Consider the following 24,495-nt stretch of genomic DNA (forward strand, 5'->3'; position numbering starts at 1 on the left):
AGGTGCATGAAAAAAGCCAACAGCTGACGCTGTTGGCTTAGTAGAAATACTGTCAACGTATTTTAGGACGAGACAGTAAACTTGTTAGTTAATGGACTTAAGCCAACTCACCCGTTTGCGAGAAAGCTTCTAGTTTCGCAGCATAAGGTTGTAGGTCACCGATATTGAGATTTACCCACTCGTCATTGAAGTAAGTGTCTAGGTAACGCTCACCGCTGTCACACAGTAAAGTCACGATAGAACCTTTTTCTCCACGCGCTTTCATCTCACTGGCTAGCTGAAGTACACCGTACATGTTAGTACCGGTTGATGCGCCAACCTTGCGGCCAAGAATGTCAGATAACCAATGTGTCGTTGCGATACTTGCTGCATCCGGAATTTTGCGCATTTCGTCAACCACACCAGGAATGAAGCTTGGTTCTGCTCGTGGGCGACCAATGCCTTCAATTTTGCTGAATGTACTGCCTTTCACGTTCGCATTGCCGGTTTGGAAGTATTCGTGGAATACAGAGTTCTCTGGGTCGACAACACAAAGCTTAGTTTCATGTTGTTGGTAGCGAATGAAACGGCCAATCGTCGCTGAAGTACCGCCAGTACCTGGGCTCATTACTACCCAAGTCGGAACTGGGTGATCTTCCATCTGCATTTGATTGAAAATCGAGTTCGCGATGTTGTTGTTACCACGCCAGTCGGTTGCGCGCTCAGCGTAAGTAAATTGGTCCATGTAGTGACCATTCAACTCTTCTGCTAAACGGCGAGACTCATCGTAAATTTCATCTGAGCGGTCAACAAGATGCGCTTGGCCGCCGTAGAATTCAATCTGCTCAATCTTCTTCTTCGCTGTGCATTTTGGCATTACCGCAATAAACGGCAGGCCAAGTAGGCGAGCGAAATACGCCTCAGATACGGCAGTGCTGCCCGATGAAGATTCAATGATTGTTGTTTCTGGGCCAACCCAACCGTTACAGATAGCGTATAAGAACAGAGAACGCGCTAAACGGTGCTTTAAAGAGCCTGTAGGGTGTGTACTTTCATCTTTAAGGTAAACATCAATGCCTTCGATACTTGGTAGATCGAGCTTGATAAGGTGCGTATCCGCTGAGCGTTGGTAGTCCGCTTCAATTTTACGAATCGCGTTGTTAATCCATTGATGGTCAGTGCACATAAGCGTTCTCCTGATCGAGTGTAGGAATTCTTTGTAATTGGTATGGTTCTAATTTATCCATAATCGGAGAGAAAAACTTTGCCATATTTGCTTTGTTTTGCTTAAATTGTAGAAAATTATTCTCTTTAAATGCAATTTGGTGAAACTGTGATAGATGCCGTAGATAAAAAAATATTAGGGTTACTGCAAGAAGACAGTACCCTGTCATTGAACGATATTTCTGAAGCGGTCAATCTCACTACAACGCCTTGTTGGAAAAGGCTTAAGCGCCTCGAAGAGAACGGAATTATTGAGAAAAGAGTTGCACTGCTGAACCCAGAAAAACTGGATCTTTCCTTTACTGCGTTCGTATTAGTGAAAACCAGTGATCATTCTCATGAGTGGTATGGTCGTTTTGTGAATACTGTGTCGGAATTTCCAGAAGTGATGGAGTTCTATCGCATGGCTGGCGAATATGATTATATGATGAAGGTTCAGGTTAAAGACATGAAGTGCTTTGATGATTTCTATAAGCGCTTGGTGAATAGCATTGATGGTATCTCCAATGTGACCTCGACGTTTGCGATGGAACCGTTGAAGTACACGACAGCATTGCCGCTTTAAGCTGCGCCTAGTAATAGATTAACTATCGCTTTAGTTTAGATATCTTCTCAGTTTAGATCTCGCCTCTGCGATAAAGAAAAGGATTATTCATGTTTGCAAAAGTATCTACCGCTATCCAGCTAGTATTGGCGGTCGCCATTTTTTACTTGGGTTACACCATCTACTCGTTTACCAATAAAGTCGGTGAAATCGTTGATACTTATCCGCAAGTTATCGAAGACATATCGGGCCTCACCAAAGGGCTCAAAGTAGAAGAGCTATTAGCGCTTGCAGAACATGTCAGCGATCTTGCTCCTCAAGTTTTGAACACAGTCGAAGAGGTCAGAAAGACGATAGATGACGTGAATCAAACCGTTTCATCGGTCGACAACAAAATCCCTGCGATATTAGATGAAGTGAAAAATGTCCGAACGGAAGTCGAACAGGTCAGAACCGATGTCATCCCACCAACATTGACTGAGCTGAAGCGATACCGTGTGGATGTCATGCCACCGATGCTCGCTGAAAGTAAATCGTACCGCGAGCAAACTATCCCCGCTGTTGTTACTGAATCTGAAATGCTAAGAGCGGAAGTGCCGAATATTTTGGTGCAAGCTAATTTGTTGGCAGATAAGAGTCAAGCTTTGGCTCAGGACGCTGCAGAAGGCGCTGTGAAAGGTGTGGTACTATCACCATTTAACCTTCTCCGAGATGCCGGAGATGGCATCAAAACGCGAGTGCAAAGCGAGTTTGAGCCTACGCTAGAAGCAGAATAGATTTTAGTCACTCTTAAGTGACGGATTTTCGTAAGTGTTATAAAAAAGAGAGGCTAGGTATTAAACTTAGCCTCTCTTTTTGTTTTCTCGTACATATTTGGGGCTTTTAAAACAGCGTTTATTCGCTATTTATTTGAGCGCTATTTAGTAAAGCGCATCACACCTTCTTGTACTGCTGTCGCTACGAGCTCACCTTTCTGATTGAAAATTTCACCACGAACTAGGCCGCGAGTATTAGCTGCCGTCGGGCTTTCAATCGCATAAAGCAGCCATTCATCCATTTTGAACGGGCGGTGGAACCAGATTGAGTGGTCAATCGTCGCCACTTGGAAATTCGGCGTCATGATAGAAACCTCATGAGGGTGAAGTGCTGTCACCAAGAATCCCCAATCGGACGCGTAAGCCAGCAGGTATTGGTGAATCAATTGGTTGTCTGGCATCGCGCCATTCGCTCTTACCCAAAGGTATTGTTTCGCTTCCGTCTTCTTAGGTTTCAGTGGATTTACCACCGTCACCGGGCGCATTTCAATCGGCTTTTCGCCACAGAAGGTTTTGCGCAGTTTCTCTGGTAAGAATTCCGCGATGTGGCTCGCTAACTCAGTTTCTGAGGCGAAGTTCTCTGGTCCAGGAATATCAGGCATTGAAATCTGGTGTTCAAAACCTGGCGCATCGCCATGATAAGAAGCGGTGAGATAGAAAATAGGGCGGCCATTTTGAATCGCTTTTACACGGCGTGTGCTAAAGCTGCGTCCATCTCGTAGGTTCTCAACATCGTAAATGATTGGCTTTTCAGGGTCGCCGGGAAACAGAAAATAACTGTGGAACGAGTGAACGCTACGGTCGTCTTGAACGGTATAACGAGCAGCAGAAAGCGCTTGTCCCAATACCTGACCGCCGTATACCTGTGGTAGGCCTAGGTTCTCACTTTGCCCACGGAATAAACCTTCTTCCAGTTTTTCTAGCTGAAGTAAACTTAGTAATTCTTGTAAAGGTTGACTCATCGCCAGCATTCCTCTTCGTAAAATGGGTGTCAGATTATGGTGTTAATCATTTAGCTTAGTCAGATATCTGTCAATAAATCATAGGGTTTCAAGACAGAATATGAAAGCTCTCTTATAATTGGTCAGTAGATTTGCCGAGTCCGGCAAACATGTTGAGAGAAATTGAATATGAAAAAGGCTCTAATTCTTATTACGTCTTTAGTATCGTTTGGCCTACTTGTTGGTTGCCAAGCAACATCAGAAACGAACGCTTCTCAAGAAGTGGTTGCAGAGAACACTCAAGTGATTTCAGGAACAGTAAGCTACCGTGAAAGAATTGCATTGCCAGAGAATGCAGTAGTTACCGTTACGCTAGAAGATATCTCACTGGCTGACGCACCATCGACGGTTATCGCAACTCAAGAGTTCACCACAGACGGTAAGCAAGTACCGTTCGCATTCGAGTTAAGCTACGACAACAACAAAATTAAAGCTAACCACCGTTACAACATGCGCGCATCGATTCATGTTGACGGCAAACTGCGTTTCACAACGGACACGATTAAGTCAGTAATTACTGATGTAGAAAATACACAGCAAGCAGACCTACGTTTGGTTGGTGTTCGTTAATCAGAAATCGATGCCACTGTTAAGGCATCTTGATTGGCTTAACTTAGCCAGCTGAATCAGCGATTAGTGGCAGCTCTAGGGCTGCCATTTGTATATTCTGAGTTTGACTTTTCCTACATCACTCACCTCAATCCCTTCTTTAACCAAATGCTGCTTTTGTCGGTCGAACGAATCACCCTTTAAAGATATCTCACCCTTGCTGTTTATCACTCGATACCAAGGCAGTTTGCTACCTTCTGGCAGGTTACCCAGCGCTTTACCAACATGGCGCGCATAGCCCGGAAATCCTGAAAAACGTGCTATGTCTCCATAAGTTGTTACTTTTCCATATGGAATTTGGTGAATTACAGCAAAGATTTGGCTCAAAAATTGGTCCATACTAAATGTTCCTAGTTCATTAATACCACGGATCGGTAGAAGGAGAGGGCTATGGTATTTACAACGTTTCAGTTCTTGATCACCACATTATTAGCGGTTGTTTGCGCGAGAGCAATCAGTTTAAGTGAGGGAGATATCCCGGTGCTTGCAATGGTAATTCCTGCATTATGGATTTTACCGCAGGGAGGCATAGCAGGATTAGCTTTGCTTGCTGCCATGACCACTTATGGTCTAACCCTTCCTTTACAGCCTATCACGCTGTCTGTCAGTGCATGGGTACTATTCCCGCTATTGATGGTGGTCTTCTCAAGACGCAGTAGTTTGTCGGTCGTGATTATTTCCGGCTTGATTGTGACTACTTTGCAGGTCGGGATCATGGTGACACAATCAGCAGGCAAGCTTGAAGGCGTCCCGTGGGTTACCACACTTCAAACCTTATCAATCATCGTGATTTGGTGGGCGGCAAATCATCTTAAGCCCGCTAGCCGACACAGCTGGTGGTCATTAGGCTTAATACTTCCATTATGGATAGCCGACTTACCCTATGCCGCTTTGGTTGCCTTATGTATAACGGGCATCATGGCATCGATGGAAACGCTGACGCGCTTGAAAACCTTTCGCTGGAATAAACTACTGTGTTGGACACTGCCAACGGTCGGTTTTGCGGCTCTGGTGATTACTCCAAGTATCGAAGTACCAAGCCCTGTCTTTGTGGTGTGGTTGTGTCTATTAGGTACCGCGTGGATGACAGACTACATCATTCGCACAGAAGATAACGAAGACATCGATATCTAGTACTACAGCAACCCAAACCTTCCAAATGCAGGTAAATGGTGAATTTACCTGCGATTTTCTAGTGGTTTGAATAAAGGATAAGCACTTAGACCGTAATTGTTCAAAAATAGGGTGGAAGGGCTTGCAATGGTTGCTGTGATGCTTAATAATCCAATCACTCTTTGAGGCAAGCCTCTTAGAAAACGAATCTATGGGGGCCTGGTCCTCCCGCAACAATAGCTCGTGAACTCGGTCAGGCCTGGAAGGGAGCAGCCGCAGCGAGTGACTTGTGTGCCGGGATGTGGCTGGGTTCCCACCCTTTAAAAAAGCCGCTCTTCATGAGCGGCTTTTTGCTATCTGAAGCTTAATTTTATCTTGTTTATGACTAGAGGTGCGAAAATATCAGTTTTTGAGGAAACGGTTATAAACAAACAGCAAAACGAATGCGCCAAGCGTTGCGGTTATAATACTACCGATGTTAATGCCGTCAGCACTGCCGAGGCCGATGAAGCTCCCTAAAAAACCACCAACAAAGGCACCAGCAATACCTAGAACCATGGTGGCGATCCATCCACCACCATCGTTGCCCGGCATTAGCCACTTAGCTAGCGCCCCTGCAATCAACCCAAGAATAATCCAAGATATAAACCCCATAACTTCTCCTTACTCATTATTGTGTTAGGTGCATGTCGTCACACATCTATGGTTACGTTTAAATCATAGACCATACATCAAAACTCGATTTAACTAACTGATGACCATTGCGATGTAACCCAGAATAAGAACCAATACCGATGTTAAAGCGTAGGGCACAGGATAGCCGATCGCTGGCATGTCACTGTGACTGGCATCTTGTGCGCCTTTCATTGCAGGCGTACTGTTCCTGCCTCCGGCACAAGCTCCAGCTAAAATTGCAGGATTCATTTTGCGGAAATATAAGCCGTACAACCAAGCTAATAAGGGGGGTACTAAAGCAGCTGTCACCCCGAGCAAAGCTATCTTTATGACAACGATGCCTTGAAAAGAGGCCAGTATTTTGGGGCCTACCGTCGCTGCCAATACAGCAACAAACAGATTTAGGCCGATGTCTTGTAGAAAGCTTCTTGCTCCCTCGCTCATAGGGCCGCCAAAACTTGGATTCCGCGTGCGTAGGAAGGAAAAAATGATCCCGGTGAGCATACAGCCTGCCGAGGTTCCCAATGCAAATGGAATACCTGCGACTGTGACACTTAAATGGCCGAAGACATAACCAATTAATAAAGAAACGGCGAGATAGAAGGTTTCTGTGACGGTACTCTCGACGATGGGTACACTGTTCAACTTAGTGGCTGTTTGTTCTACACACCACTGAGAGCCGGCAATTCGAACCACATCGCCAACTTCGATCTGGGTTTGTGGTAATAGAGGTTGCTGGTGGCCTTGTCTGAAGACTGCTTTAAAGTAAACACCAAAACCGACTTCGGAATGTAACTGCGCTATCGTTTTTCCTGCATGTTCGGACTTCCCAACGTGAATGTCCGCTACTTCGATATCGACATTTCTAGCTCGTGGTTCATCGACTTCATTTCCGATATCAGCTTCACCTTCCGCAATCAAGACGCGATATTCTCCGCGAATGCCAATGACATCATTTAACTCAAGCATTGGATTATCAGAAGCATCAATGACTTGCTCACCTCGAACCACTTTAAGCACGGCCGCATCAGGGAAGTTTCGATACAGCTCCTGCACTGAACGACCGACTAACTCTTGGTGTGTGACCTTATAAGCGCGAACATCAATGGGTAGGATGCCAACATCTGAGAACCCAAAGGTACTTGGGAGCTTCTCGTTGTCATCGCCAGTTGAGAACTCTGCTTCTGCTTCTTTACCTGCTTTGACGGGGTCAATTCCAAAGAGAGAAGGGAGGTATTTAATGAACAAGATGATGAGGACGGTCGACAGGACATAGCTTATCGCGTAACCCGCCGCGATATTGGCACTGACCTGATCAATGCTCATGCCTTCTGGTGGCGTAAATGCCCCAGAGCTGATTGCTGACTGCGCTACGCCCATTACTGCCGTCACTGTGTAACTGCCAGAAATGATGCCCGCTGCATAGCCGGGCTCAAGGCCCATGAGCTTGGCGCCGATGACAACAATCGCAAAATTGCTGAACACGACAATTAAACCAATGACGACGAAGTCGATGCCTCCTCTAGCAAGGCCGGAGAAAAATTGCGGTCCTACTTTCATCCCAATGGCGTACATGAACATCATTAAGAAAATGTCGGAGACCAATCCTGGTTCTTCAATTTTTAGTCCATAAACTGAGAAGGACGTCAGTGCGATACCTACGCCAACGATTAGGGTGCCAGCTGTTGTGCCTAAGCTCACACCTTTAAAAGTGAGTCGACCAAGTGGATAACCAATGGTGAGTGATAGAAAGAGAAATACAAACGGATTCTCTGACAAGTAACTAAATAGAAAGGACATAATGTCACCTGCTAACTTGTTGATATAAGGGCAAGGAACCATCAAGGCTCCTTGCTTTAAGTAAGATGGGACAATTAGCTGTGATTAAAGTTACTCGACTCGTCAGCGTCGCTACCATTGACGACCGGGTGTTTGTCAAAGAAATCAACGCAGTGTTGTAAGTCGGAAATCAAAAGGTCAGCCATATCACGACTAAAACCATGACGAACTAAAATACGCATGATTACCAGATCTTCACGCTCGGCGGGCATCGCATAAGCGGCAATTTGCCAACCACGAGATCGGATGCGATCTGAAAGATCGTAGAGGTTAAAGCCTGGGGTTGCGCCATCTTTAATTGACCAACTCAAGGCCGGGATACCACCATGGCCATCGTAGATGATGTGAAATATACCCATCTTTTCGACTTCTTTGGCAAGGTAACGAGCCGTGTCATAACAAGCATCATGGATCTTACGGTAGCCCTCTTTACCAAGACGTAAAAAGTTATAGTATTGCGCAACGATTTGACCCCCAGGGCGGGAGAAATTGAGCGCAAAGGTCGGCATGTTGCCACCGAGGTAGTTGACGTTGAAAATCAAGTCTTCATGCAGAGCATCCGCATCTCGCCAAACAACCCAGCCAACACCAAGTGGAGAAAGACCAAATTTATGCCCAGAAGCATTAATGGATTTGACCCTTGGCAAACGGAAATCCCACACTAAATCTGGGTCGCAGAATGGGGCGAGAAAGGCACCACTTGCACCATCAACGTGAATCGGAATATCTAATCCGGTCTCTTCTTGTAGTTTATCTAACGCTTCGTGTACCGCTTGTACTGGCTCGTATTGGCAAGTAAAGGTCACGCCTAGTGTCGGGACGACGCCAATCGTGTTCTCGTCACAACGTTTGATTACTTCCTCTGGGGTCATGATCAGACGATCACCTTGCATTGGGATTTCGCGAAGTTCAATGTCCCAGTAACGGGCAAATTTATGCCAACAAACCTGAACTGGACCACAAATAAGGTTAGGACGGTCAGTTGGCTTACCTTGCTTCTTCATTTTCTCACGCCAAGCCCATTTTAGCGCCATACCACCAAGCATTGCGGCTTCACTTGAGCCAGTTGTTGAACATCCCATTGGATTTTCAGCGTTAGGTGCATGCCAAAGATCGGCGAGCATATGTACACATCGAGATTCGATTTCTGCCGTTTGTGGGTATTCATCTTTATCGATCATGTTTTTGTCGATGCATTCATCCATCAATTTATGGACTTCGTCTTCGACCCATGTTTGACAGAAGGTCGCAAGGTTCTGCCGCGAATTGCCATCTAGCATTAGTTCATCATGCACGACTTGGTAAGCATGAGCGGGTGCATGCTCTTGCTCTGGGATTCGATACTTGGGCATAACAACGGAAAGATCTTTGGAAGAATAAACATCATCTAAGAGTGAACCACGAACAGTCGATTTTTTATGAAGAGGCATGGTGAATCCTTTATCTTATTGAATTTATTTTACTTATTGCCATTGAAACATCAGTAAATAGCAATATTGGCAGCTACATAAACATAGCAGGATTTTATAAAAATTCAGCTTAAATAAGAGTCTGGTTGCTTATTTCACATTGTTTTATCTTGTTTTGTGCACGGTAAAACAAATATTTCAAAAGTACACTGTGTGGTGAAAAAACGGAGTTGTCATGATGAACTTTATATGAGTGTTAATGCTTATTTTTTAGTATTGTAAGTTTTGGATATATAATTTTGGTGGCTGATTATAATTTGGTCATTCTACGATGTTAAATTTTTAATCCTCTTAATTCGCAGGCAAAACAACCGCAGACGCTTCTTCCTCTGAATCTTCTTTGTCTTCTACTTGGTCAGCAACCCAATCAATTGTCTTGGTTAAATAAAGCTTATTGGTTTCGGTGTCACACCAACTCTTGGATAACCCTCTTCGATTGAATTCACTGCCAATTGCTGCGAGTGTCTGGTTACTTGAGCGCCCGTAATACAAGGTGTCGCACAGTTGTAGGTTCGACATTGATTGTGGGTATGTATTAACCGACGAGGAGTTCATGCTCAGTGCTTTTGATTGGTTATGAGTGCACCCAGTTAGGCTCAGGAAAAAGAAAAGGACTAGCGTATTTTTCATGGTGTATCAGGTCTATTGCCGATGATTTGAAGACAGTATTGGCGTGTATGATTAAATTATTGTCAATTTTTTGCCAACTAGTTATAGACCAAGACCTTCCTCCCAATTAGAAAGCGTTGTTAAGCTAACGACAAAAACCGTATTAACAAACAAAAGCGCAATTTTGTACAAAAGCTGAAAGAGACTATAGAGTAGACTGATAAGTCGCTCGATAATCAACAGGCTTGGTAATTGTTATGGAGAACAAGAAACGCTCTAAAGAAAAGGCCGAATATAAGATAACCGAAGAGCTCGGTGGCCTTGAAATTCTTAATGCTGAATACGAAAAGCAGAACTTCTCGCGCCATAGCCACGAGGGCTACACGCTGGGAGTCATCGAGCAGGGCGCTCAGCGTTTCTATCGAACGGGCGGACATCATATTGCGCCACAAAATGCGATTATTCTGGTCAATGCCGACGAAGTTCATAGCGGTCACTCTGCCACTGAAGGCGGTTGGGCGTATCGAGCCATGTATCCACTCCCAGAGCAACTTGCCAAGATCACTCAAGAGCTAAACCTACCCAATTACGGCGCACCTTACTTCCCAAGAGCGGTTGTTGAAGATCCTGAACTCGCCAATCAATTGAGGTTGGTCTTCAACACGATTGATGAATCCGACAATCGCTTGTTAAGAGAGACCTTGATGTATGGGATGTTGGTTAAGCTGATTAGCCGACATGGAAAATCGCCGCTTAACCCTCAACTCGATGGGAAAACTCAGCGTCAGCTCGTTCTGGTTAAAGAGTTCTTAGATGACTTTCCACAAGCCGACGTTTCCCTAGATGAACTATCTAAGTTAGCGGCATTGAGCCCGTTTCACTTAGTGCGTTCTTTCCAAAAAGAGTTTGGTCTTCCGCCACATGCGTATCAAATCCAATCTCGGTTAAGGCTTTCTCGTAAGTTATTGAAGCAAGGGCATACCATTTCTGATACCGCGCAAGAGTGTGGCTTTCACGACCAAAGCCATTTTCATCGACACTTCAAAAAAGCCAATGGCTACACGCCGGGGCAATACATCAAAATGCTCTAAATCGGACACCTTAATTGGTTCGCGAAATCGAGCAAGTTTGTACAATCGAACCGACTCAACTCTTCTTACATTGAATAGCGAATGTAAAGAGAGAAAAGAATGATATGGACAGTGAAACAATGGATAGACGAACACAGTTATGGAAAGGCGTTTTAGCGGGAATGCCTTTGAGCATTGCGGTCATCCCTTGGGGAATTCTAGCGGGTTCATATGCGATAGATGCCGGATTGAATCAACTTCAAGCGCAAGCGATGTCGGCTATTTTGTTTGCTGGCTCAGCACAACTTGTTGCTGCAGGTATGTTTAAAGCGGGTATTGGTTTAGGCACTATGTTGTTGACCACACTGTTCATCACCTCAAGGCACTTTCTGTATAGCGTATCGATGCGTGACAAAATCAGCCATCTTCCTGCGCGTTGGCGTCTATTACTCGGTTTTTGGCTCACCGACGAGCTGTTTGCGATATGCAGTGGGCAATCTCAGCAAGAGTTTAATCGTTGGTACGCGGCTGGCGTGGGTGGTGGTTTTTATCTTGTTTGGAATATCGCGAGCTTCGTTGGCATTGTCGCGGGAAGCCAAATTCCTTCGCTTAATGAAATTGGGCTCGACTTTGCGGTCGCAGCAACCTTTATCGCTTTGGTTTTCCCATTAATCCGAACTCTACCCGTCGTGGTGTGTGTGGTTGTTTCACTGGTCACTTCGGTTGCCATGTCGGTTAACAATATTGAGGGCGGGCTAATGGTTGCAGCGATTGCCGGTATGTTAGCGGGCTTTTTCAGTGAATCGTTCCAAGAGCGAAACAACGGTAACAAGACAATCGTGGAGGGGAAATAGAGATGATTTGGTTAACGATATTACTCATGACTGCGATTGTTTTCTTTAGTCGGTATTTGTTTCTTGAGCCTGCAATCCCGCTTCGACTCAATCAAACCGCAAGGCGCCTATTACGCTATTCAAGCCCCGCGGTGCTGACTGCGATTTGGGGGCCGATTGTATTTGCTCCTGAACAAACATTTTGGCCAAGCCTTGAAAACCCATACTTGATAGGCGCGGTGGTCACCGGTCTGTTGATTTGGAAAACAGGCAATGTGCTACTAACGATCGGCGTTAGCATGGCGGTGTTTTTGTTCTATAACCTTGTCGCGGTTGATTACCTTTTTTCTTGAGCTTCAACGTCAACGTCAACTTCGGCTTTATGTTTCTCCTATTATTTAAGGGCTGTACAAATATGATTACTTGTTATGTTCGATATGTGATTGATCCTAAAAAGGTAAATGAGTTTGAGGCATACGCAAAAATGTGGATTCCTCTGGTCGCTAAATTCGGAGGTCAACACAATGGTTATTTCTTACCGTCGGAAGGGGCGAACAATATTGCCTTGGCGCTGTTTACCTTTGAAAGTTTGGCTGCCTATGAAGAGTATCGGATTAAATCGCTGAGCGATGTTGAGTGCATTAAAGCGTTTGAATTTGCAGACGAAGTTGATTGTATCGTGAGTTATGAACGTAGCTTTTTTAGACCTGTTTTAGAGTGATAGACCTTGCAACGTATAGCTTGGTGGCATCTAATGTACTGATTCACTGTTTGTGTGTTTAGGTTTTGGTAAGGAGTTAGTTTGGCTAAGAAATATTATGTGGTTTGGAAAGGTCGTACACCGGGCATTTTTACAACTTGGAACGAGTGTAAGGCGCAAGTCGATGGCTTCGCTGGCGCGAGATATAAATCGTTTCCAACACTAAGTGAGGCAGAGTCTGCTTTCGGTGGTAAAACGTCGTCTGCGTCAGGTTCTACAGCGACAAAGCCAAGCTCTGCGGGTAAGGCGACGAAAGCAAAGGTGCCGCCTCTTTCGGAGCAGCAAATCACAGATATGCCTTTTGATATCAAGATCTTTACCGATGGTGCTTGTGAACCAAACCCTGGTGAAGCAGGGACGGGTTTAGCGGTATACCAAAACAACCAATTAACCGAATTGTGGTATGGCTTGTATCAACCTGTTGGTACCAATAATACCGCCGAGTTACATGGGCTTAAGCAAGCGTTTATTCTCGCAAACGAGAAGCTAAACGCGGGTCTGTCTGTAGCGATTTATTGTGACTCTAAGTACTCAATTGATTGTATTACTAAGTGGGCTACGGGTTGGGAGAAAAAGGGCTGGACCAAGTCGGGTGGCGAGATCAAAAACCTCGATATTATTAAGCCGGCGTATGCGCTCTACCAAGAGCTGGCTTCAAAAATTACCATCTACCATGTGAACGGACACGTTGGTATTGAAGGTAACGAATTGGCCGATAGAATGTCGATTGTGGCTATTTCATCGAAAGAGCAACAACTCGCTCAATATCGTGACATCGACGATATTGAGTCTATTTTGGCACTGCGAGCAGGCTAGTTAGGCTTCTTAATGAAAAGCTACTGAAAGCATAAGTCGCGATCATTGGGCAGTGCTAAGTTGAGCGTTACATTTCAAATTGATGTAGCGCTCTTTTGTTTTTGTGGTGCTCCGTTTTCTTATGGTGCTTAGTCGTTCTTGTGAGGCGTAGCGGTCCTTGTGATGCTTACTGCCTGAGTTAATCCTTATTGAGCTGGGTTCTCTATCCAACGAGATAATTGCTGAGCTTGTTTGATCGAATTAAAACTGTCTTTCACTCTCTCACGTGCCTTTAACCCCATCGATGCTTTATCGTTGCTGCTTAGTTGCGCGAAACGCTCAATCGCTTCTCTTAATTCTTCCACATTCTTTTCGCTAACCACAAAACCTGTCTCTGGTGAGACGATCTCTTTGCATCCCATGATGTTGGTGGTAATAACTGGCGTTCCTACGGCCATCGCTTCTTTTAAAACCAGTGGTCCTGTATCCACACACCCGGTTTCGGAAAAACAGAAGGGCGCGATTAGGCTGTCATAATTCGATAGTTTCTCTTTCACCCATTCATGAGGCTTAGCGCCAAGAAAGGTCACGTTTCGAGTGAGCCCTTGCTCTTTGACCTGTAACTTTAATTGTTGCTCTAAATCGCCAGTACCGATGATATCGAGATGAATGTCGAGAGGTTCGGCAATCGGCGCCAATGCATCAATAAGATGGTGGATACCTTTTTGCTCCACTAATCGGCCAAGGAAAATAAAGCGAAGTTGCTTCGTTTCGGTTTTTGGGTTGAGTTGGAATTGTTTGGTATTAACTCCGCAGTGCAAGAGTTTAATGTTTCCTTTCGCCATGGTGTTGAAGTCAGCAAGCATGTCTTTACACACTGCAACCACAAAATCACTCGATGAAATTTTATGTTCAATGTCATAAGCGAACTCGTAAACATCATGACCGTGAGCAACGAACGAGCAAGTGATATTCAGCAGTTTTGCCGCGACGATGGCGTGAGCAGTAGTGTGCTGACAGAAATGCGCATGTACGTGTTCGGCGTCGTTTTCCGCGAGTTGCAGCGCTAATTTAAACCCATAAGCGAACAGTGACTTTTTGGGCATGCTGGTTTGCTTAGAAATAAATGAGACAGCCTTGATGAACCCTATCCAGTTAATGCTAGCGACTTTACCCTTCCGAACATTTTTACCTATTTCGACAATGTCGTAGTCGAACTGTTTTTCACTGTTTTCAATCTTGAATGTCATTACACAAACATCGTGCCCACACGCTTTCACAGAGTCGACTTCTGTTTGAATGAAGGTCTCACTGAGTACAGGGTAGGTTGGCGCCACAAATGCTACTTTCTTCATTCCTTATTCCTCAAATCCATATGACTAAAGCGATTAAAGCCAAGGTAATAACCAATAAAGCAAGATACGAACCAAGATCGAATCGTAGCTTTAGAGGGCTTTTCGCTTGCTTTTCGAAGGTTACCCCTTAAGAGGTAACTCGTTTTCTCAAATTGATAATCAAATTGGAGTTGCAGTTTTTTTGAACATCTGTGTTTGGTCGTCATTTTGAGAATGGACGCGTAGGTGGCTGATCTAGATGTGATTTCATAGCAAGACACTTTCGGCATAGAACATGCAACGTCAGCCATATAACGTATAAATCTGAGGGCGTCATTATGGCTAAAGTAAGTGTTGTTATTCCTACCTACAATTGTTTGGATTACCTGCCGAAAGCGATTGGCAGTGTACTAAAGCAGACTCATCAAGATGTTGAGCTGATTGTCATTGACGATAACAGCAACGATGGAACGTCGACGTATCTTGCTTCTATAGACGATGAACGCATTATTACGTTGTCCACATTGGGTGTTGGTGCGCCTCAAGCGAGAAACCTAGGGATTGAAAAGGCGACCGGTGAATACATCGCTTTTTTAGACGCGGACGACTTCTGGTTTCCAGAAAAAATTGAGCGCCAACTCGAATTTCATCAACGATACCCAGAACTTGCGATGAGCTTTACTAACTACGAACACCTGACTGAAGATTACCAAGCGATAGTCGATTGCTTTAGTTACTGGTCGCAGTTTCAAGACCAAGACGAGCTGTTCATCAATATCGAAAACCCGTTGGAGTTCATCATTGAAAACAATGTGATTGGAACGTCGACGGTCATGGTAAAAGCGGATGTGTTTTCTCAAACAGACAGTTTCAATGCTGACATCAAGTATGGGGAAGATTGGGAACTGTGGCTTAGAATGAGTGAAAACCATCAGATCGGCGTGTTGAACTCGGTGCAGGTTGGCTACTTGATGAGAGCGAGCTCCGTTACCCAAACTGAAAATCTTAAACTGAGAAATTTGCAGTCTATAGAGACCATTCTTCAACATTATCAAAATGACAGTCAACGATGGAATCTACCCACTTCCAGCTTCAAAATCGCAAAGGCGAGAATACTGGAAGGCTACGCTGACTATTATCGAGGCTTACAACAAAACCGATTGGCCATTTCATACAGTATCCGGTCGTTAGTTTTGGCTCCGCAAAAACGAACCTTACGACATCTTCTTGGAGACTGTAAGAGTTTCCTAATGCCTGCATTGTAAGGAATAGGTGTCTGCTATGGGGTCACTAAAACAGTCCGCCTATTACGCCATTGGCATTGTGATGATGAAAGGGATCTCGCTCGTGATGATCCCCTATATCACCCATAAGATGACGTTGGCTGAATATGGTTCTTTAGAAGCCATTGTCTTATTGGCTGACATCGGGACGATCTTATTTAGCTTCGGAATTGTTGAAGCCATGTATCGATATGTTGGCGTCGCTGAGGGCGAAGAAAAGAGAAAACTGGTCTCAAACTGTTTCACGTTGAGTGTCTTGGTCTGTGTGCTTGGCGGGAGCTTAATTGCTTTGAGCATGCCGCTGTTGTTGCTGATGCTTCCCGTCGAGTTCCAACCTTATCAGATCCTACTTCTGTTAATACCGACCATGTTAGATGGTGCGATTTCTATCCCGCTTACATTGATGCGAATGAATGCGATGGCTAAGCGCTTTTGCATGCTCAATGTAATGAAGGCGAGTGTGCAAGCTGCTATGACGTTTGTACTGCTTGAAGCAGGTTATGGCATCGATGGTGTACTAATATCTGCCGCTGTTTCGAGTGTGTTGTTGATGCTGTGTTTACTGCGTTACCAATGGCAGGAGATGGGCTCATTTGGCAGCCTCAAATACTCCGCTAAGATCCTGAAATTTGGATTGCCCACATTAGTTGGTGGCGCTTCAATATATATGATTACAGGGCTAGACCGCTGGGTGATGGCAAGCTTTGTTGGTGTTGAAGAACTTGCGATTTATGCGGTCAGTGGCAAGTTTGCGTTGCTGCTTGGTTTGCTACTGCAGCCTTATGCTCTGTGGTGGTTTCCAAATCGAGTGGCCATGTTACAACAACCTGATGGTAAGAAAGAGTGTGCGGACAGAGCGCTTGTCGGCGTTAATCTGGCCATTGTGTTGGGGTGTTTGATGATCCTCACTGTACCTGGTTTTATTACTTTGATTCTGCCAAGCAGTTATCAATATGCAGGTACGATTGTCGTAGCACTCTTGGCGATTAGTGTGATTAAAAACGCTGGGGATTACCTAAACCTTGGTTGTTTCAGTGGTCACTCAAGCCAATCGCAAATGTGGATACAAGGCGGGTGTGCGATTCTAGCTGCGATTGGTTATTTTGTTGTGACACCGATTTATGGAGTGTGGGGAGTGGTGGTGGTGCTTTGTAGTACTTATGCTGTGAGACTGTCACTGCTCTATATCGTGAGCCAAAAAATGGAGTATTTGCCTTACGATCATCGTAAATGGATGGCAGCGCTGAGTATCTCCATACTTGCCATTATTTGTGATCGAGTTCTTGGCTTGGCGCTGGTTGATGTTCATGATTTTGTTTTAGGCAGTTTTGTGGCGATAGTGACGTTAGTGGCCTTCATTCGATACTCTGTTATCCCAGTTCCACAGGCGCTTCTCGATAAGTTGATGTTAGGCAAGCATTCACATGTGAGTTGAATTCGTGCCATCCAAAGTACAGGGGTAATTGGCACTTGGAGATATAATTATCCGTGAAATAAAACACTGTTCACAATGGTTCGAATTAGATAGTATTTATAAATTCAGTGAATGCTAACGATGGAAAGATATATGAATAAGTGGATACTGCTCCTTTCTCTGTTTTCAGCGGCTTCATACAGCGCCTCTGATTTTTCAAGTGAGGGTATGACTGTTCCCGACTTCAATTCACCGGATTTCAAGCCACCTAAAGTTTCTCAGCAGGAACAACACAACATCGTTTGTGAAAGCGTAGTCTGCAATTCGACATCTGCACGTCAACCCGTTCCTGTTGTTGGTGAAGTGCCCGATAGAGAGCCTAATCAAACCATCGAAACCCTTGCGAGTGCCATTTACATAGTGGGTGAAATGGGGATTGCAGAAAACTTAGCGACACCAGAGTACGAGAAATTTTTTGAGAATTAGTTGAAAGGATACGGTAGTAGGATTGGTACTGGTTTTAATAGCTGCTATAAAGGTCATATTTCACTCAATGATACGACAACCTTGGCATATTTAAACTAGGAAATACCAATGGAAATATGGAAGTTGCTGCTGTTCATCCCCGCTTGTTTTGCGCTCAACATGACTCCGGGCCCAAACAATTTGTTATCAATGAACAACGCCCGTTGTTACGGATTTCAGGCCGCCTTTGTCGCAGGCCTAGGAAGAATCCTTGCTTTTTCTGGCATGATTGCTTTGGCTGCATCTGGCTTAGCGGTTGTGCTTTACACCTCTGAAACGTTGTTTTTCCTGATCAAGCTATTTGGCGCGATGTACCTGTTATGGATCGCGTTCAACCTATGGCGCTCACAAGCTAGCCCGGTCGCGGATATCGAACGAAATAAGAACTGGTTTGGTCTGTTTAAACAAGAATTTGCACTCGCTGCTGGCAATCCAAAAGCGATACTCATTTTCACTGCATTCCTTCCTCAATTTGTCGATGTTTCAGCGAACGTAAATACTCAATTCTTTGTTTTAGGAAGCACATTCTTAGTATTAGAAATGCTTGCGATTTCTATCTATGCGACATTTGGTTTATATCTACGAAATTGGTTTTCAAAACCTCAGATGGCCAAGCGCTTCAATAAAGCATGTTCTGTATTTCTTGCCTTATCTGGTGCGAATTTGTTGGTGAGCCGTCAGTAGCTCTTATTTTGCTTTTTAGTTTATAGTTAATCTTTTTAAGGTCGATGTATGAATGTTGTTTGTGCGGAAAAACAAGAGCTCGCTAATATTTACCAATTGGAACATGCTTTATTTGGCGATCACGCCTATCCGTTGTTTTTCTTTCGTCAGGCATTTGATTGCTGGGGGAAGGGCTTGTTGGTGGCGAAACAGGATTCGCAGGTTGCGGGCTACGTGTTAATGACGCCAACCGACAAACAACAAGAGTATTGGGTTTTGTCACTGGCTGTAGATACTGCTTACCGAGGCATGGGGATTGGCCGTTCATTGATGCAGCAGGCGATAGAAACATTGCCACAAGATTCCAAGCTGTTGCTTACTGTTGATCCAAATAACAACTCGGCTTGTGAGCTGTACTTGTCGATGGGGTTCGTCACCATCAAGGAAGAGAGCAATTATTTCGGTGACGATGAGCCTCGTCTGATCATGCAGCTCATCGTCTAGTTCCCGTTCCATTGTGTCTATTTAGATGCAGGCATCACGCGCTTAGGTCAACATTACGATACCGTGCATCAACACCACGCTAGAGGTCAGTCGGGTTCGCATATCAAAATAGCCGTCTGGGCCTTCACTTTGGTTCTCTTCTCTCATTGACCTCTCCGCTCGCCAAACCGCAATGTAGCCAATGATAAGAATCAGAGTGGTGAGAAACTCTTGTTGCTCACCGAGTAGCACCGCTAGCCACGCAGCTAACACAATAACATTGCTTAGAATCAGAGCCTTGTTGCTGGATTGGCTTTCGAAGTTATCTATCCCATTGCCCCACAAGATGCCCGACAAAAAGCTCAAGATAACCACGCTGTAGGTGATGAAGAGTGATTCTCCGCTAAAGCTAAAGAATTGGCTGTCGGTGAGTGATAACAGTACGCCGAATAAAAAGGGTATTAAACCCATATAACCGAGCTTGGCCATGGTGTTGCGTGTTTGAGTTGTCTCCAAGTAATCTGACCTCATAACTGCTGCTCTATTGCATTTTTGAGGGTACTACTGGTTGGCGATGTAGAACTCGGGAAGGTTGCTATCACTTTGCCTTCTTTGCTGACCAAGAACTTGTAGAAATTCCATTTCGGTTTGATACCGGCTTGATGTTGGATTTCGGCAAAGACTGGGTTTGCGTCTGGCCCTGAGAGTGAAGCGCGCGCCATCATCGGAAAAGTCACACCATAATCTAGGTAGCAGATTTTAGCGGATTGCTCCTCGCTTCCTCTGTCTTGGCGAAAATCATTGCTTGGGAAACCAACAACCGTGAACCCTTCATCTTTATACGTTTGGTGAAGCTGCTCAAGTTGCTCGAACTGTGGCGTGAAACCGCATTGGCTTGCCGTATTGACGATCAATAAAGTCTTGCCTTGAAACTCTTCACACAGCTCAATTTCTTCGTTTGAATTTAACAGCCTTTGTTTGCCGTTGAGTATCTCAGGGCAGCTTGCTGAAAAAGCGAATGAACTTGTTAGGCTCGATATTAGGGCGGTGGAGCACAGCAGTGAATGTTTCATAAGTCTGACTCATTTTAGTTGGCGTAACTGTTATTACTGTTCAGCGACTTAAAATGATCACTTTAAAGACCAGAATCGCTCCAGTATCAGCTGTCGCTTGAGTGTCAATTGTCGCTTAGCAAATAGGGCTCCACCAAGCGCCTGATATTGACCTTGGCTCCAAGACGAGATGCCAGCAGGTACATGCCTCCGATCTTTCGGTGGAGGAATAGGGCATCGGCTGGTGGTGTGTGCCAATACTCTTGCTCCATGCTGAGTATGGTTCCTGCTTCACGAAGCCTTTGTGCTAAACCACTGGCTTTGAAGTCGTAATCTTCATCGACAAGCATGGGTTCACACGCCATAGTCACTAAGTTAAGAATCGCTTGGCGCTGGTCTGGGAGGATGGTCTCGCTAAAAAATCCAATTTGCTCTAGGGCTTTGTTTAACCCTTGCTCATCATGATTGACTACAGATGTGAAAGCTATGCGATAACCATCACTGAAGCGGTCGCTGTATTCACGGGTGGCACCGAAATCCAGTAAGCCAATCTGTCGTGTTTGTGCCACATACAAGTAATTGGCGAAGTTGGGGTCGGTCTGCACCATCTTAAAATCGAACAATTCCCTGAACATGAGTTCGAGCAAGCTGTGCATCACAAAATCTCGAGTACTTTGATCATAACCTTCAATTTGCTCTATCGAAATGCCCTCAATGAAGTCCATGGCGAGCACGGATTCTGAAGAGACTTGCGGATGAATCTTAGGTACGACGAAGTGAGAGTGCTCTTTTAATGCATTGTGATAACGAGTTGCATAGCCAGCCTCTCGAGCGTAGTCCGCTTCATCATGGAGCTGTTTTTTTGCCTCTTCTAACAAGCCTTTGTAGTCGACCGACTTTGGTATCAAGCCAACAATGTTGAGCAGTGTGCCGACGTTGTCCACATCACTATCGATGCTTTTTCGAATGCCTGGGTATTGGACTTTGACGGCGAGTTTGTCCCCGGCATCGCTATAGGCTTGGTGAACTTGTCCGATAGACGCACTGGCAATCGGTTTAAAGTTGAAGGAAAGGAATTCGGTTTTCCACTGGTGCCCAAGCGAGCTCTCTAAGACTTGATTGAGCTGCTTTGTTGGCAGTGGGTCAGCGTCGGAGCGCAGGCGAGAAAGAATGTCGGCTAATTCTGGCTCTAGAACATCGCCCGCATCCATTGATAGCATCTGCCCCAGCTTCATCGCAGCGCCACGTAGGTGCGCCAGTTGATCGGTCAGGCGAGCAATGTTCTGTGGCGTTAACAGTAAGTCTTTTGCTTTGGGTCTGTTGCCTTGTGCAAGCTGCTTGGTGCCTTCCGTTAGCACGTTGCCCGCGACCCTTGTCGCCAATGAGGCAAACTTACTGAATCTAGAAATTCGATGTGTGGGAAGGTTTCTCTCTTTTGCCGACATAAAGGTTCTCTCTGAGAATCAAGGTTGATACCAATCGTAGTAAATAACTGTTCACCCTAGCTTTTTTCCTGCGCTATTTTTGATCACTTACTTACTGTGATTGGTATGACTACAAAGTTCTGCCAATCATTACACAACCGAATGTTTTGTTGTGGTAACTTGTCTCGCGAAACAGTAAACAGAATTAAAAGGACAAAGCATGAGATTTATTTGGTTGAAAGTGGCCGTTACGGTATTGGTATTCGCAGCTCTGTTTGGCATCGTTTACTACAAAGTCGCCAGCGGCATGTCTTAACTCAACCCTATTTAATGCAGCTGTTTCCGTTGCAGCGTGATTTTCCAGTTAGCCAGAAAGAGACTTTATATCTGTTCTTGGCAAATCGTAAATAACACCAATCTGCGATTGGCTTAAATATCGCCCAACGCAATGGAGCATATAGCCAACCTTTTCCTACTAAGCGCCAAGCTTGGTAGGTCACGTCTAAACCTAACAGCACTTTGCCGTTCTCATCCAGTGCATGCAAAATGGTGTTGGCTGCGTCCGCATCAATCTGAGGGTAGTCTGAAAAGGATTCGCTGTAGATGTCAATGGTTTGAATCTTATTCTCGATATCATGCTTGGCAAGTGCCGCCATCTCTTTTGCGCACAATGGACAAGTCCCATCATAAAATATCGTCAGTTGTGTCATTGTTTATTCGCCAGTGGCTTAGCTAGAAGAACCTTCAGTTACCCGTTAAGTCGGCACCCTTCGATTCAATCGCTTGTTATTCGATAATCTTAAAATGGCTACGCTATTGTACCTTTTAAAGATCACTCTTCTCGAATCAAAGTTCTAAAGATGTCTGACTTAGACACTTTGTTCACCCTTTCAAGTCCTTGATTGTTTGGTCAAATCTCTGGTCTATGGACAAATGATAACAAAGCGTCCAATAAAGGTGTTCCGTCAATATATAAACATCAATCAAATCAATTAGTTGAACTTGGCTTGGAATATGCTCTATCGAACCTACGAATTGCTAAAGGATTTTCTCCAATTTGGGCAAGGCAGAAAACCCTAAAAGCATAAGTATGAACAAATGGAGAGAGAACATGAAGGTTATAAATTATTTACTTAGTGTGCTTTTGTTGTTTAGTAGCCCCCAGTTGGCGTGGGCTACTGTTGATGTGATGGAACTTGATGGTAATGCGACCAGTGATAATAGTGGTATTGATTGGGACGATGTAAATGATCCCAACAGCATGGTTGGGATTGCAGAGTTTTTCGAAAAAGACCGTAACGGTATCGACCAAATCTTTTGGAAAGGTGGATCAAAAGATGATTCCGACATTACAAATTGGGCGTTCCGTACGGCGTCACCACAACCGAAAGATGACTTTACTAATGCGTATGCCGCTGCCTTTGAAAGCGAAGGCGATTTACTGATTTACTTTGGTGCAGACCGATATGCGAATAATGGTGATATGTACATTGGATTCTGGTTCCTACAAGACCAAGTAGGGTTACCGGATGGACAAACCAAAGGCGACTTTGTTGGGCAGCATGTCAATGGAGACATCCTTGTGTTGATTTCATTCCCACAAGCCAGTGGCGGTAATCCGTATATAGAAGTATTGCAGTGGGATTTTAATAATGGCGATGTTACCGACAACATGACCAGACTGTTCCAGACGGCTGGAGACCCTAAATCGAATGATTTCGTTGGTGCAAGATGTGGCAGTGGCGCAGTCGGTGTCGATAAGATATGTGCGATTTCAAATGATGATTCTATCGGGGCAATTGCTCTACCCAATGTACAAGGTTGGGATTATCTAGCTAAAACGGGTGAAACTACGTCTATTCCGACGGAGAGCTTTGTTGAAGGACGTCTGAATTTATCTGCGTTGTTGAACGATGAGTTTGGTATCAGCGACATTCCTTGTTTCAGTAGCTTCTTAGTTGAGTCACGAGCTTCTCGTTCGATTGATGCATCTTTGGCTGACTTCGTTGTCGGTTCATTCAGTTTATGTAGCATCAGCATAGCGGCGACTTGTAACACAACCAGCTTTACGGTTGATGGCATGTTTAACATCGATTACACCGTGATGGTAACCAATACTGGTCCAGGTTCGTTAGGCACCAATGGTGATTACGAAGTGGCCTTTTTATCGGAGTCACCAATCTTAGGCGCGCTTCCAGTGGTTGGTAATGGTGATGAAGTGTGGAGTGTCGGTGAGTCATTCTCATTCATGGGTAATTACTTGTCTGTAAATAATGGTGCTGTCGGTGTCATAGATGGTTCGGTGGATCTTGATGGGCTTATCGTGAATGCTCAAGCGCCAGTGGCCTACAATTGTCCACCAATAGACTTGAGCCCGATGGTTGAAATTTCTAAGGTGTGTAATAGCTTCTTAGAGGTTGATGGCGGTCAAGTTGTGCTTAAGAAAACCTATGATGTTGAAATATGTAATACCGGTGATATCCCATTAGCCATTGAATCGCTGGTGGATTCTAAGGATGACTCTTTGAGCCGCTCTGATTTACCTACTGAAGTAGTCAACAGCAGTTATTACCTCGACTTTGCTTTACCTTGTGATGATCTTGAGGATGTGACCACATGTGGTGCTGGCAATATGTGTAGTGCATTAAGTGCCGACCCTGAGCTGTTTGCTTGTAAAACGGGTGAAGGAGAGTGGATACCGAACTTTGGTGATGCGATTGGCCAAGTGTGTACACAAGTAAGTAAAACTTATGCGCCAAATGTGTTACCAACCGGAACTGCAGGAATGCTATCTAATCAAGTGACAGCAACGTTTGACTCGCTGTTCTTGCAACAAGCATTTATGGAAACATCGAACATTGCAACCTGTGATGTTTGTCCGTTTACTGTTCCTGAGCCATAAGTACTTTCATTAATTGAGTACAACTAAACTCCAAAGCAGCCTAGTTCGTTAGGCTGCTTTATTAGTTAGTTAGTTAGCTA

Annotated in this window: 27 protein-coding genes and 1 other RNA gene; 16 read left to right on the forward strand and 12 right to left on the reverse strand. The window is 44.7% G+C overall.

Going from position 1 to position 24,495, the window contains the following annotated elements; genetic code table 11:
• Positions 1–97 precede the first annotated feature (97 nt).
• The gene (locus MSG36_RS17535) at positions 98–1,165 is read right to left on the reverse strand and encodes a PLP-dependent cysteine synthase family protein (protein WP_086970528.1); all 1,068 of its coding nucleotides are present in this window, start codon (positions 1,163–1,165) and stop codon (positions 98–100) included.
• Between the two features lie 129 nt (positions 1,166–1,294).
• Here MSG36_RS17535 and MSG36_RS17540 point away from each other — a divergent pair, with 129 nt between their 5' ends.
• Together MSG36_RS17540 and MSG36_RS17545 are read left to right on the forward strand one after the other, a co-directional pair.
• On the forward strand, positions 1,295–1,768 hold the full coding sequence (locus MSG36_RS17540; protein WP_050650332.1) for an Lrp/AsnC family transcriptional regulator: 474 nt from the start codon (positions 1,295–1,297) through the stop codon (positions 1,766–1,768).
• 89 nt (positions 1,769–1,857) lie between these two features.
• Positions 1,858–2,523 carry a hypothetical protein gene (locus MSG36_RS17545; RefSeq protein WP_086970525.1) on the forward strand — a complete coding sequence of 222 codons (666 nt, stop codon included), beginning with the start codon at positions 1,858–1,860 and terminating at the stop codon, positions 2,521–2,523.
• 140 nt (positions 2,524–2,663) lie between these two features.
• Here the strand turns inward: MSG36_RS17545 and tesB are convergent, their stop codons facing one another.
• Positions 2,664–3,524, reverse strand: coding sequence for an acyl-CoA thioesterase II (gene tesB / locus MSG36_RS17550; protein WP_029224039.1), 861 nt, complete (start codon positions 3,522–3,524; stop codon positions 2,664–2,666).
• 168 nt (positions 3,525–3,692) lie between these two features.
• Between tesB and MSG36_RS17555 the strand changes: the two genes are divergently transcribed.
• Positions 3,693–4,133 (forward strand): YbaY family lipoprotein, encoded by a 441-nt coding sequence (locus tag MSG36_RS17555; protein WP_048664235.1) that lies wholly within the window; start codon positions 3,693–3,695, stop codon positions 4,131–4,133.
• Positions 4,134–4,208: 75 nt separating this feature from the next.
• Here MSG36_RS17555 and MSG36_RS17560 read toward each other — a convergent pair whose 3' ends face one another.
• On the reverse strand, positions 4,209–4,511 hold the full coding sequence (locus MSG36_RS17560; protein ID WP_248369045.1) for an MGMT family protein: 303 nt from the start codon (positions 4,509–4,511) through the stop codon (positions 4,209–4,211).
• 51 nt (positions 4,512–4,562) lie between these two features.
• On the opposite strand from MSG36_RS17560, the gene MSG36_RS17565 reads away from it, so the two are divergent.
• The gene (locus MSG36_RS17565; protein WP_017071711.1) at positions 4,563–5,306 is read left to right on the forward strand and encodes a hypothetical protein; all 744 of its coding nucleotides are present in this window, start codon (positions 4,563–4,565) and stop codon (positions 5,304–5,306) included.
• Positions 5,307–5,502: 196 nt separating this feature from the next.
• An RNA gene (gene ffs, locus MSG36_RS17570) (signal recognition particle sRNA small type) lies at positions 5,503–5,599 on the forward strand.
• Between the two features lie 88 nt (positions 5,600–5,687).
• Here the strand turns inward: ffs and MSG36_RS17575 are convergent.
• From MSG36_RS17575 to MSG36_RS17590, 4 genes are all read right to left on the reverse strand, one after another.
• The gene (locus tag MSG36_RS17575; protein ID WP_017105442.1) at positions 5,688–5,939 is read right to left on the reverse strand and encodes a GlsB/YeaQ/YmgE family stress response membrane protein; all 252 of its coding nucleotides are present in this window, start codon (positions 5,937–5,939) and stop codon (positions 5,688–5,690) included.
• A 93-nt stretch (positions 5,940–6,032) separates the two neighbouring features.
• Entirely contained in the window at positions 6,033–7,760 is a 1,728-nt protein-coding gene (locus MSG36_RS17580) for a transporter (protein WP_029223436.1), read from the reverse strand.
• Between the two features lie 74 nt (positions 7,761–7,834).
• Complete coding sequence (locus MSG36_RS17585; RefSeq protein WP_017105444.1) at positions 7,835–9,229, reverse strand: glutamate decarboxylase; 1,395 nt, start codon at positions 9,227–9,229, stop codon at positions 7,835–7,837.
• Positions 9,230–9,559: 330 nt separating this feature from the next.
• Complete coding sequence (locus MSG36_RS17590) at positions 9,560–9,898, reverse strand: hypothetical protein (RefSeq protein ID WP_248369047.1); 339 nt, start codon at positions 9,896–9,898, stop codon at positions 9,560–9,562.
• Between the two features lie 236 nt (positions 9,899–10,134).
• On the opposite strand from MSG36_RS17590, the gene MSG36_RS17595 reads away from it, so the two are divergent.
• The 5 genes from MSG36_RS17595 (at position 10,135) to MSG36_RS17615 (ending at position 13,356) form a co-directional block, all read left to right on the forward strand.
• The gene (locus MSG36_RS17595) at positions 10,135–10,968 is read left to right on the forward strand and encodes an AraC family transcriptional regulator (RefSeq protein ID WP_050646374.1); all 834 of its coding nucleotides are present in this window, start codon (positions 10,135–10,137) and stop codon (positions 10,966–10,968) included.
• 104 nt (positions 10,969–11,072) lie between these two features.
• Positions 11,073–11,801: an AzlC family ABC transporter permease gene (locus tag MSG36_RS17600; RefSeq protein ID WP_122082025.1), complete on the forward strand. Its 729-nt coding sequence runs from the start codon at positions 11,073–11,075 to the stop codon at positions 11,799–11,801.
• A 2-nt stretch (positions 11,802–11,803) separates the two neighbouring features.
• Positions 11,804–12,133: an AzlD domain-containing protein gene (locus tag MSG36_RS17605; RefSeq protein WP_050644634.1), complete on the forward strand. Its 330-nt coding sequence runs from the start codon at positions 11,804–11,806 to the stop codon at positions 12,131–12,133.
• A 62-nt stretch (positions 12,134–12,195) separates the two neighbouring features.
• The gene (locus MSG36_RS17610) at positions 12,196–12,501 is read left to right on the forward strand and encodes an NIPSNAP family protein (RefSeq protein WP_050622104.1); all 306 of its coding nucleotides are present in this window, start codon (positions 12,196–12,198) and stop codon (positions 12,499–12,501) included.
• Positions 12,502–12,582: 81 nt separating this feature from the next.
• Complete coding sequence (locus MSG36_RS17615; protein WP_122082026.1) at positions 12,583–13,356, forward strand: ribonuclease H family protein; 774 nt, start codon at positions 12,583–12,585, stop codon at positions 13,354–13,356.
• 185 nt (positions 13,357–13,541) lie between these two features.
• On the opposite strand, the gene MSG36_RS17620 is transcribed toward MSG36_RS17615, so the two are convergent.
• Entirely contained in the window at positions 13,542–14,690 is a 1,149-nt protein-coding gene (locus MSG36_RS17620) for a glycosyltransferase family 4 protein (RefSeq protein WP_248369051.1), read from the reverse strand.
• A gap of 317 nt (positions 14,691–15,007) precedes the next feature.
• Here MSG36_RS17620 and MSG36_RS17625 point away from each other — a divergent pair, with 317 nt between their 5' ends.
• From MSG36_RS17625 to MSG36_RS17645, 5 genes are all read left to right on the forward strand, one after another.
• Positions 15,008–15,934, forward strand: coding sequence for a glycosyltransferase (locus tag MSG36_RS17625; protein WP_248369054.1), 927 nt, complete (start codon positions 15,008–15,010; stop codon positions 15,932–15,934).
• A 16-nt stretch (positions 15,935–15,950) separates the two neighbouring features.
• Positions 15,951–17,387, forward strand: coding sequence for a lipopolysaccharide biosynthesis protein (locus tag MSG36_RS17630; protein WP_248369056.1), 1,437 nt, complete (start codon positions 15,951–15,953; stop codon positions 17,385–17,387).
• A gap of 111 nt (positions 17,388–17,498) precedes the next feature.
• Positions 17,499–17,852, forward strand: coding sequence for a hypothetical protein (locus tag MSG36_RS17635; RefSeq protein WP_248369058.1), 354 nt, complete (start codon positions 17,499–17,501; stop codon positions 17,850–17,852).
• A 108-nt stretch (positions 17,853–17,960) separates the two neighbouring features.
• Positions 17,961–18,575, forward strand: coding sequence for a LysE family translocator (locus tag MSG36_RS17640; RefSeq protein ID WP_050634762.1), 615 nt, complete (start codon positions 17,961–17,963; stop codon positions 18,573–18,575).
• Between the two features lie 48 nt (positions 18,576–18,623).
• Complete coding sequence (locus MSG36_RS17645) at positions 18,624–19,058, forward strand: N-acetyltransferase (RefSeq protein ID WP_248369059.1); 435 nt, start codon at positions 18,624–18,626, stop codon at positions 19,056–19,058.
• Positions 19,059–19,100: 42 nt separating this feature from the next.
• Here the strand turns inward: MSG36_RS17645 and MSG36_RS17650 are convergent, their stop codons facing one another.
• The 4 genes from MSG36_RS17650 to MSG36_RS17665 all read right to left on the reverse strand — a co-directional run bounded on the left by MSG36_RS17650 (position 19,101) and on the right by MSG36_RS17665 (position 22,223).
• Positions 19,101–19,568, reverse strand: coding sequence for a DUF3429 domain-containing protein (locus tag MSG36_RS17650; protein WP_248369060.1), 468 nt, complete (start codon positions 19,566–19,568; stop codon positions 19,101–19,103).
• Positions 19,565–20,110, reverse strand: a complete 546-nt coding sequence (locus tag MSG36_RS17655) for a glutathione peroxidase (protein ID WP_248369062.1) — start codon at positions 20,108–20,110, stop codon at positions 19,565–19,567. Before MSG36_RS17655 ends, MSG36_RS17650 begins: the two co-directional genes overlap by 4 nt.
• A 104-nt stretch (positions 20,111–20,214) precedes the next feature.
• The gene (locus MSG36_RS17660; protein ID WP_248369064.1) at positions 20,215–21,534 is read right to left on the reverse strand and encodes an AarF/ABC1/UbiB kinase family protein; all 1,320 of its coding nucleotides are present in this window, start codon (positions 21,532–21,534) and stop codon (positions 20,215–20,217) included.
• 302 nt (positions 21,535–21,836) lie between these two features.
• The gene (locus MSG36_RS17665) at positions 21,837–22,223 is read right to left on the reverse strand and encodes a DUF393 domain-containing protein (protein ID WP_102432873.1); all 387 of its coding nucleotides are present in this window, start codon (positions 22,221–22,223) and stop codon (positions 21,837–21,839) included.
• A 401-nt stretch (positions 22,224–22,624) separates the two neighbouring features.
• Here MSG36_RS17665 and MSG36_RS17670 point away from each other — a divergent pair, with 401 nt between their 5' ends.
• A complete protein-coding gene (locus MSG36_RS17670; RefSeq protein ID WP_248369066.1) occupies positions 22,625–24,415 on the forward strand; it encodes a hypothetical protein in 1,791 nt (596 codons plus the stop codon).
• Positions 24,416–24,495 lie beyond the last annotated feature (80 nt).

The organism is Vibrio sp. 1CM8B (assembly GCF_023161685.1).
Classification (GTDB): Bacteria; Pseudomonadota; Gammaproteobacteria; order Enterobacterales; family Vibrionaceae; genus Vibrio; species Vibrio coralliirubri.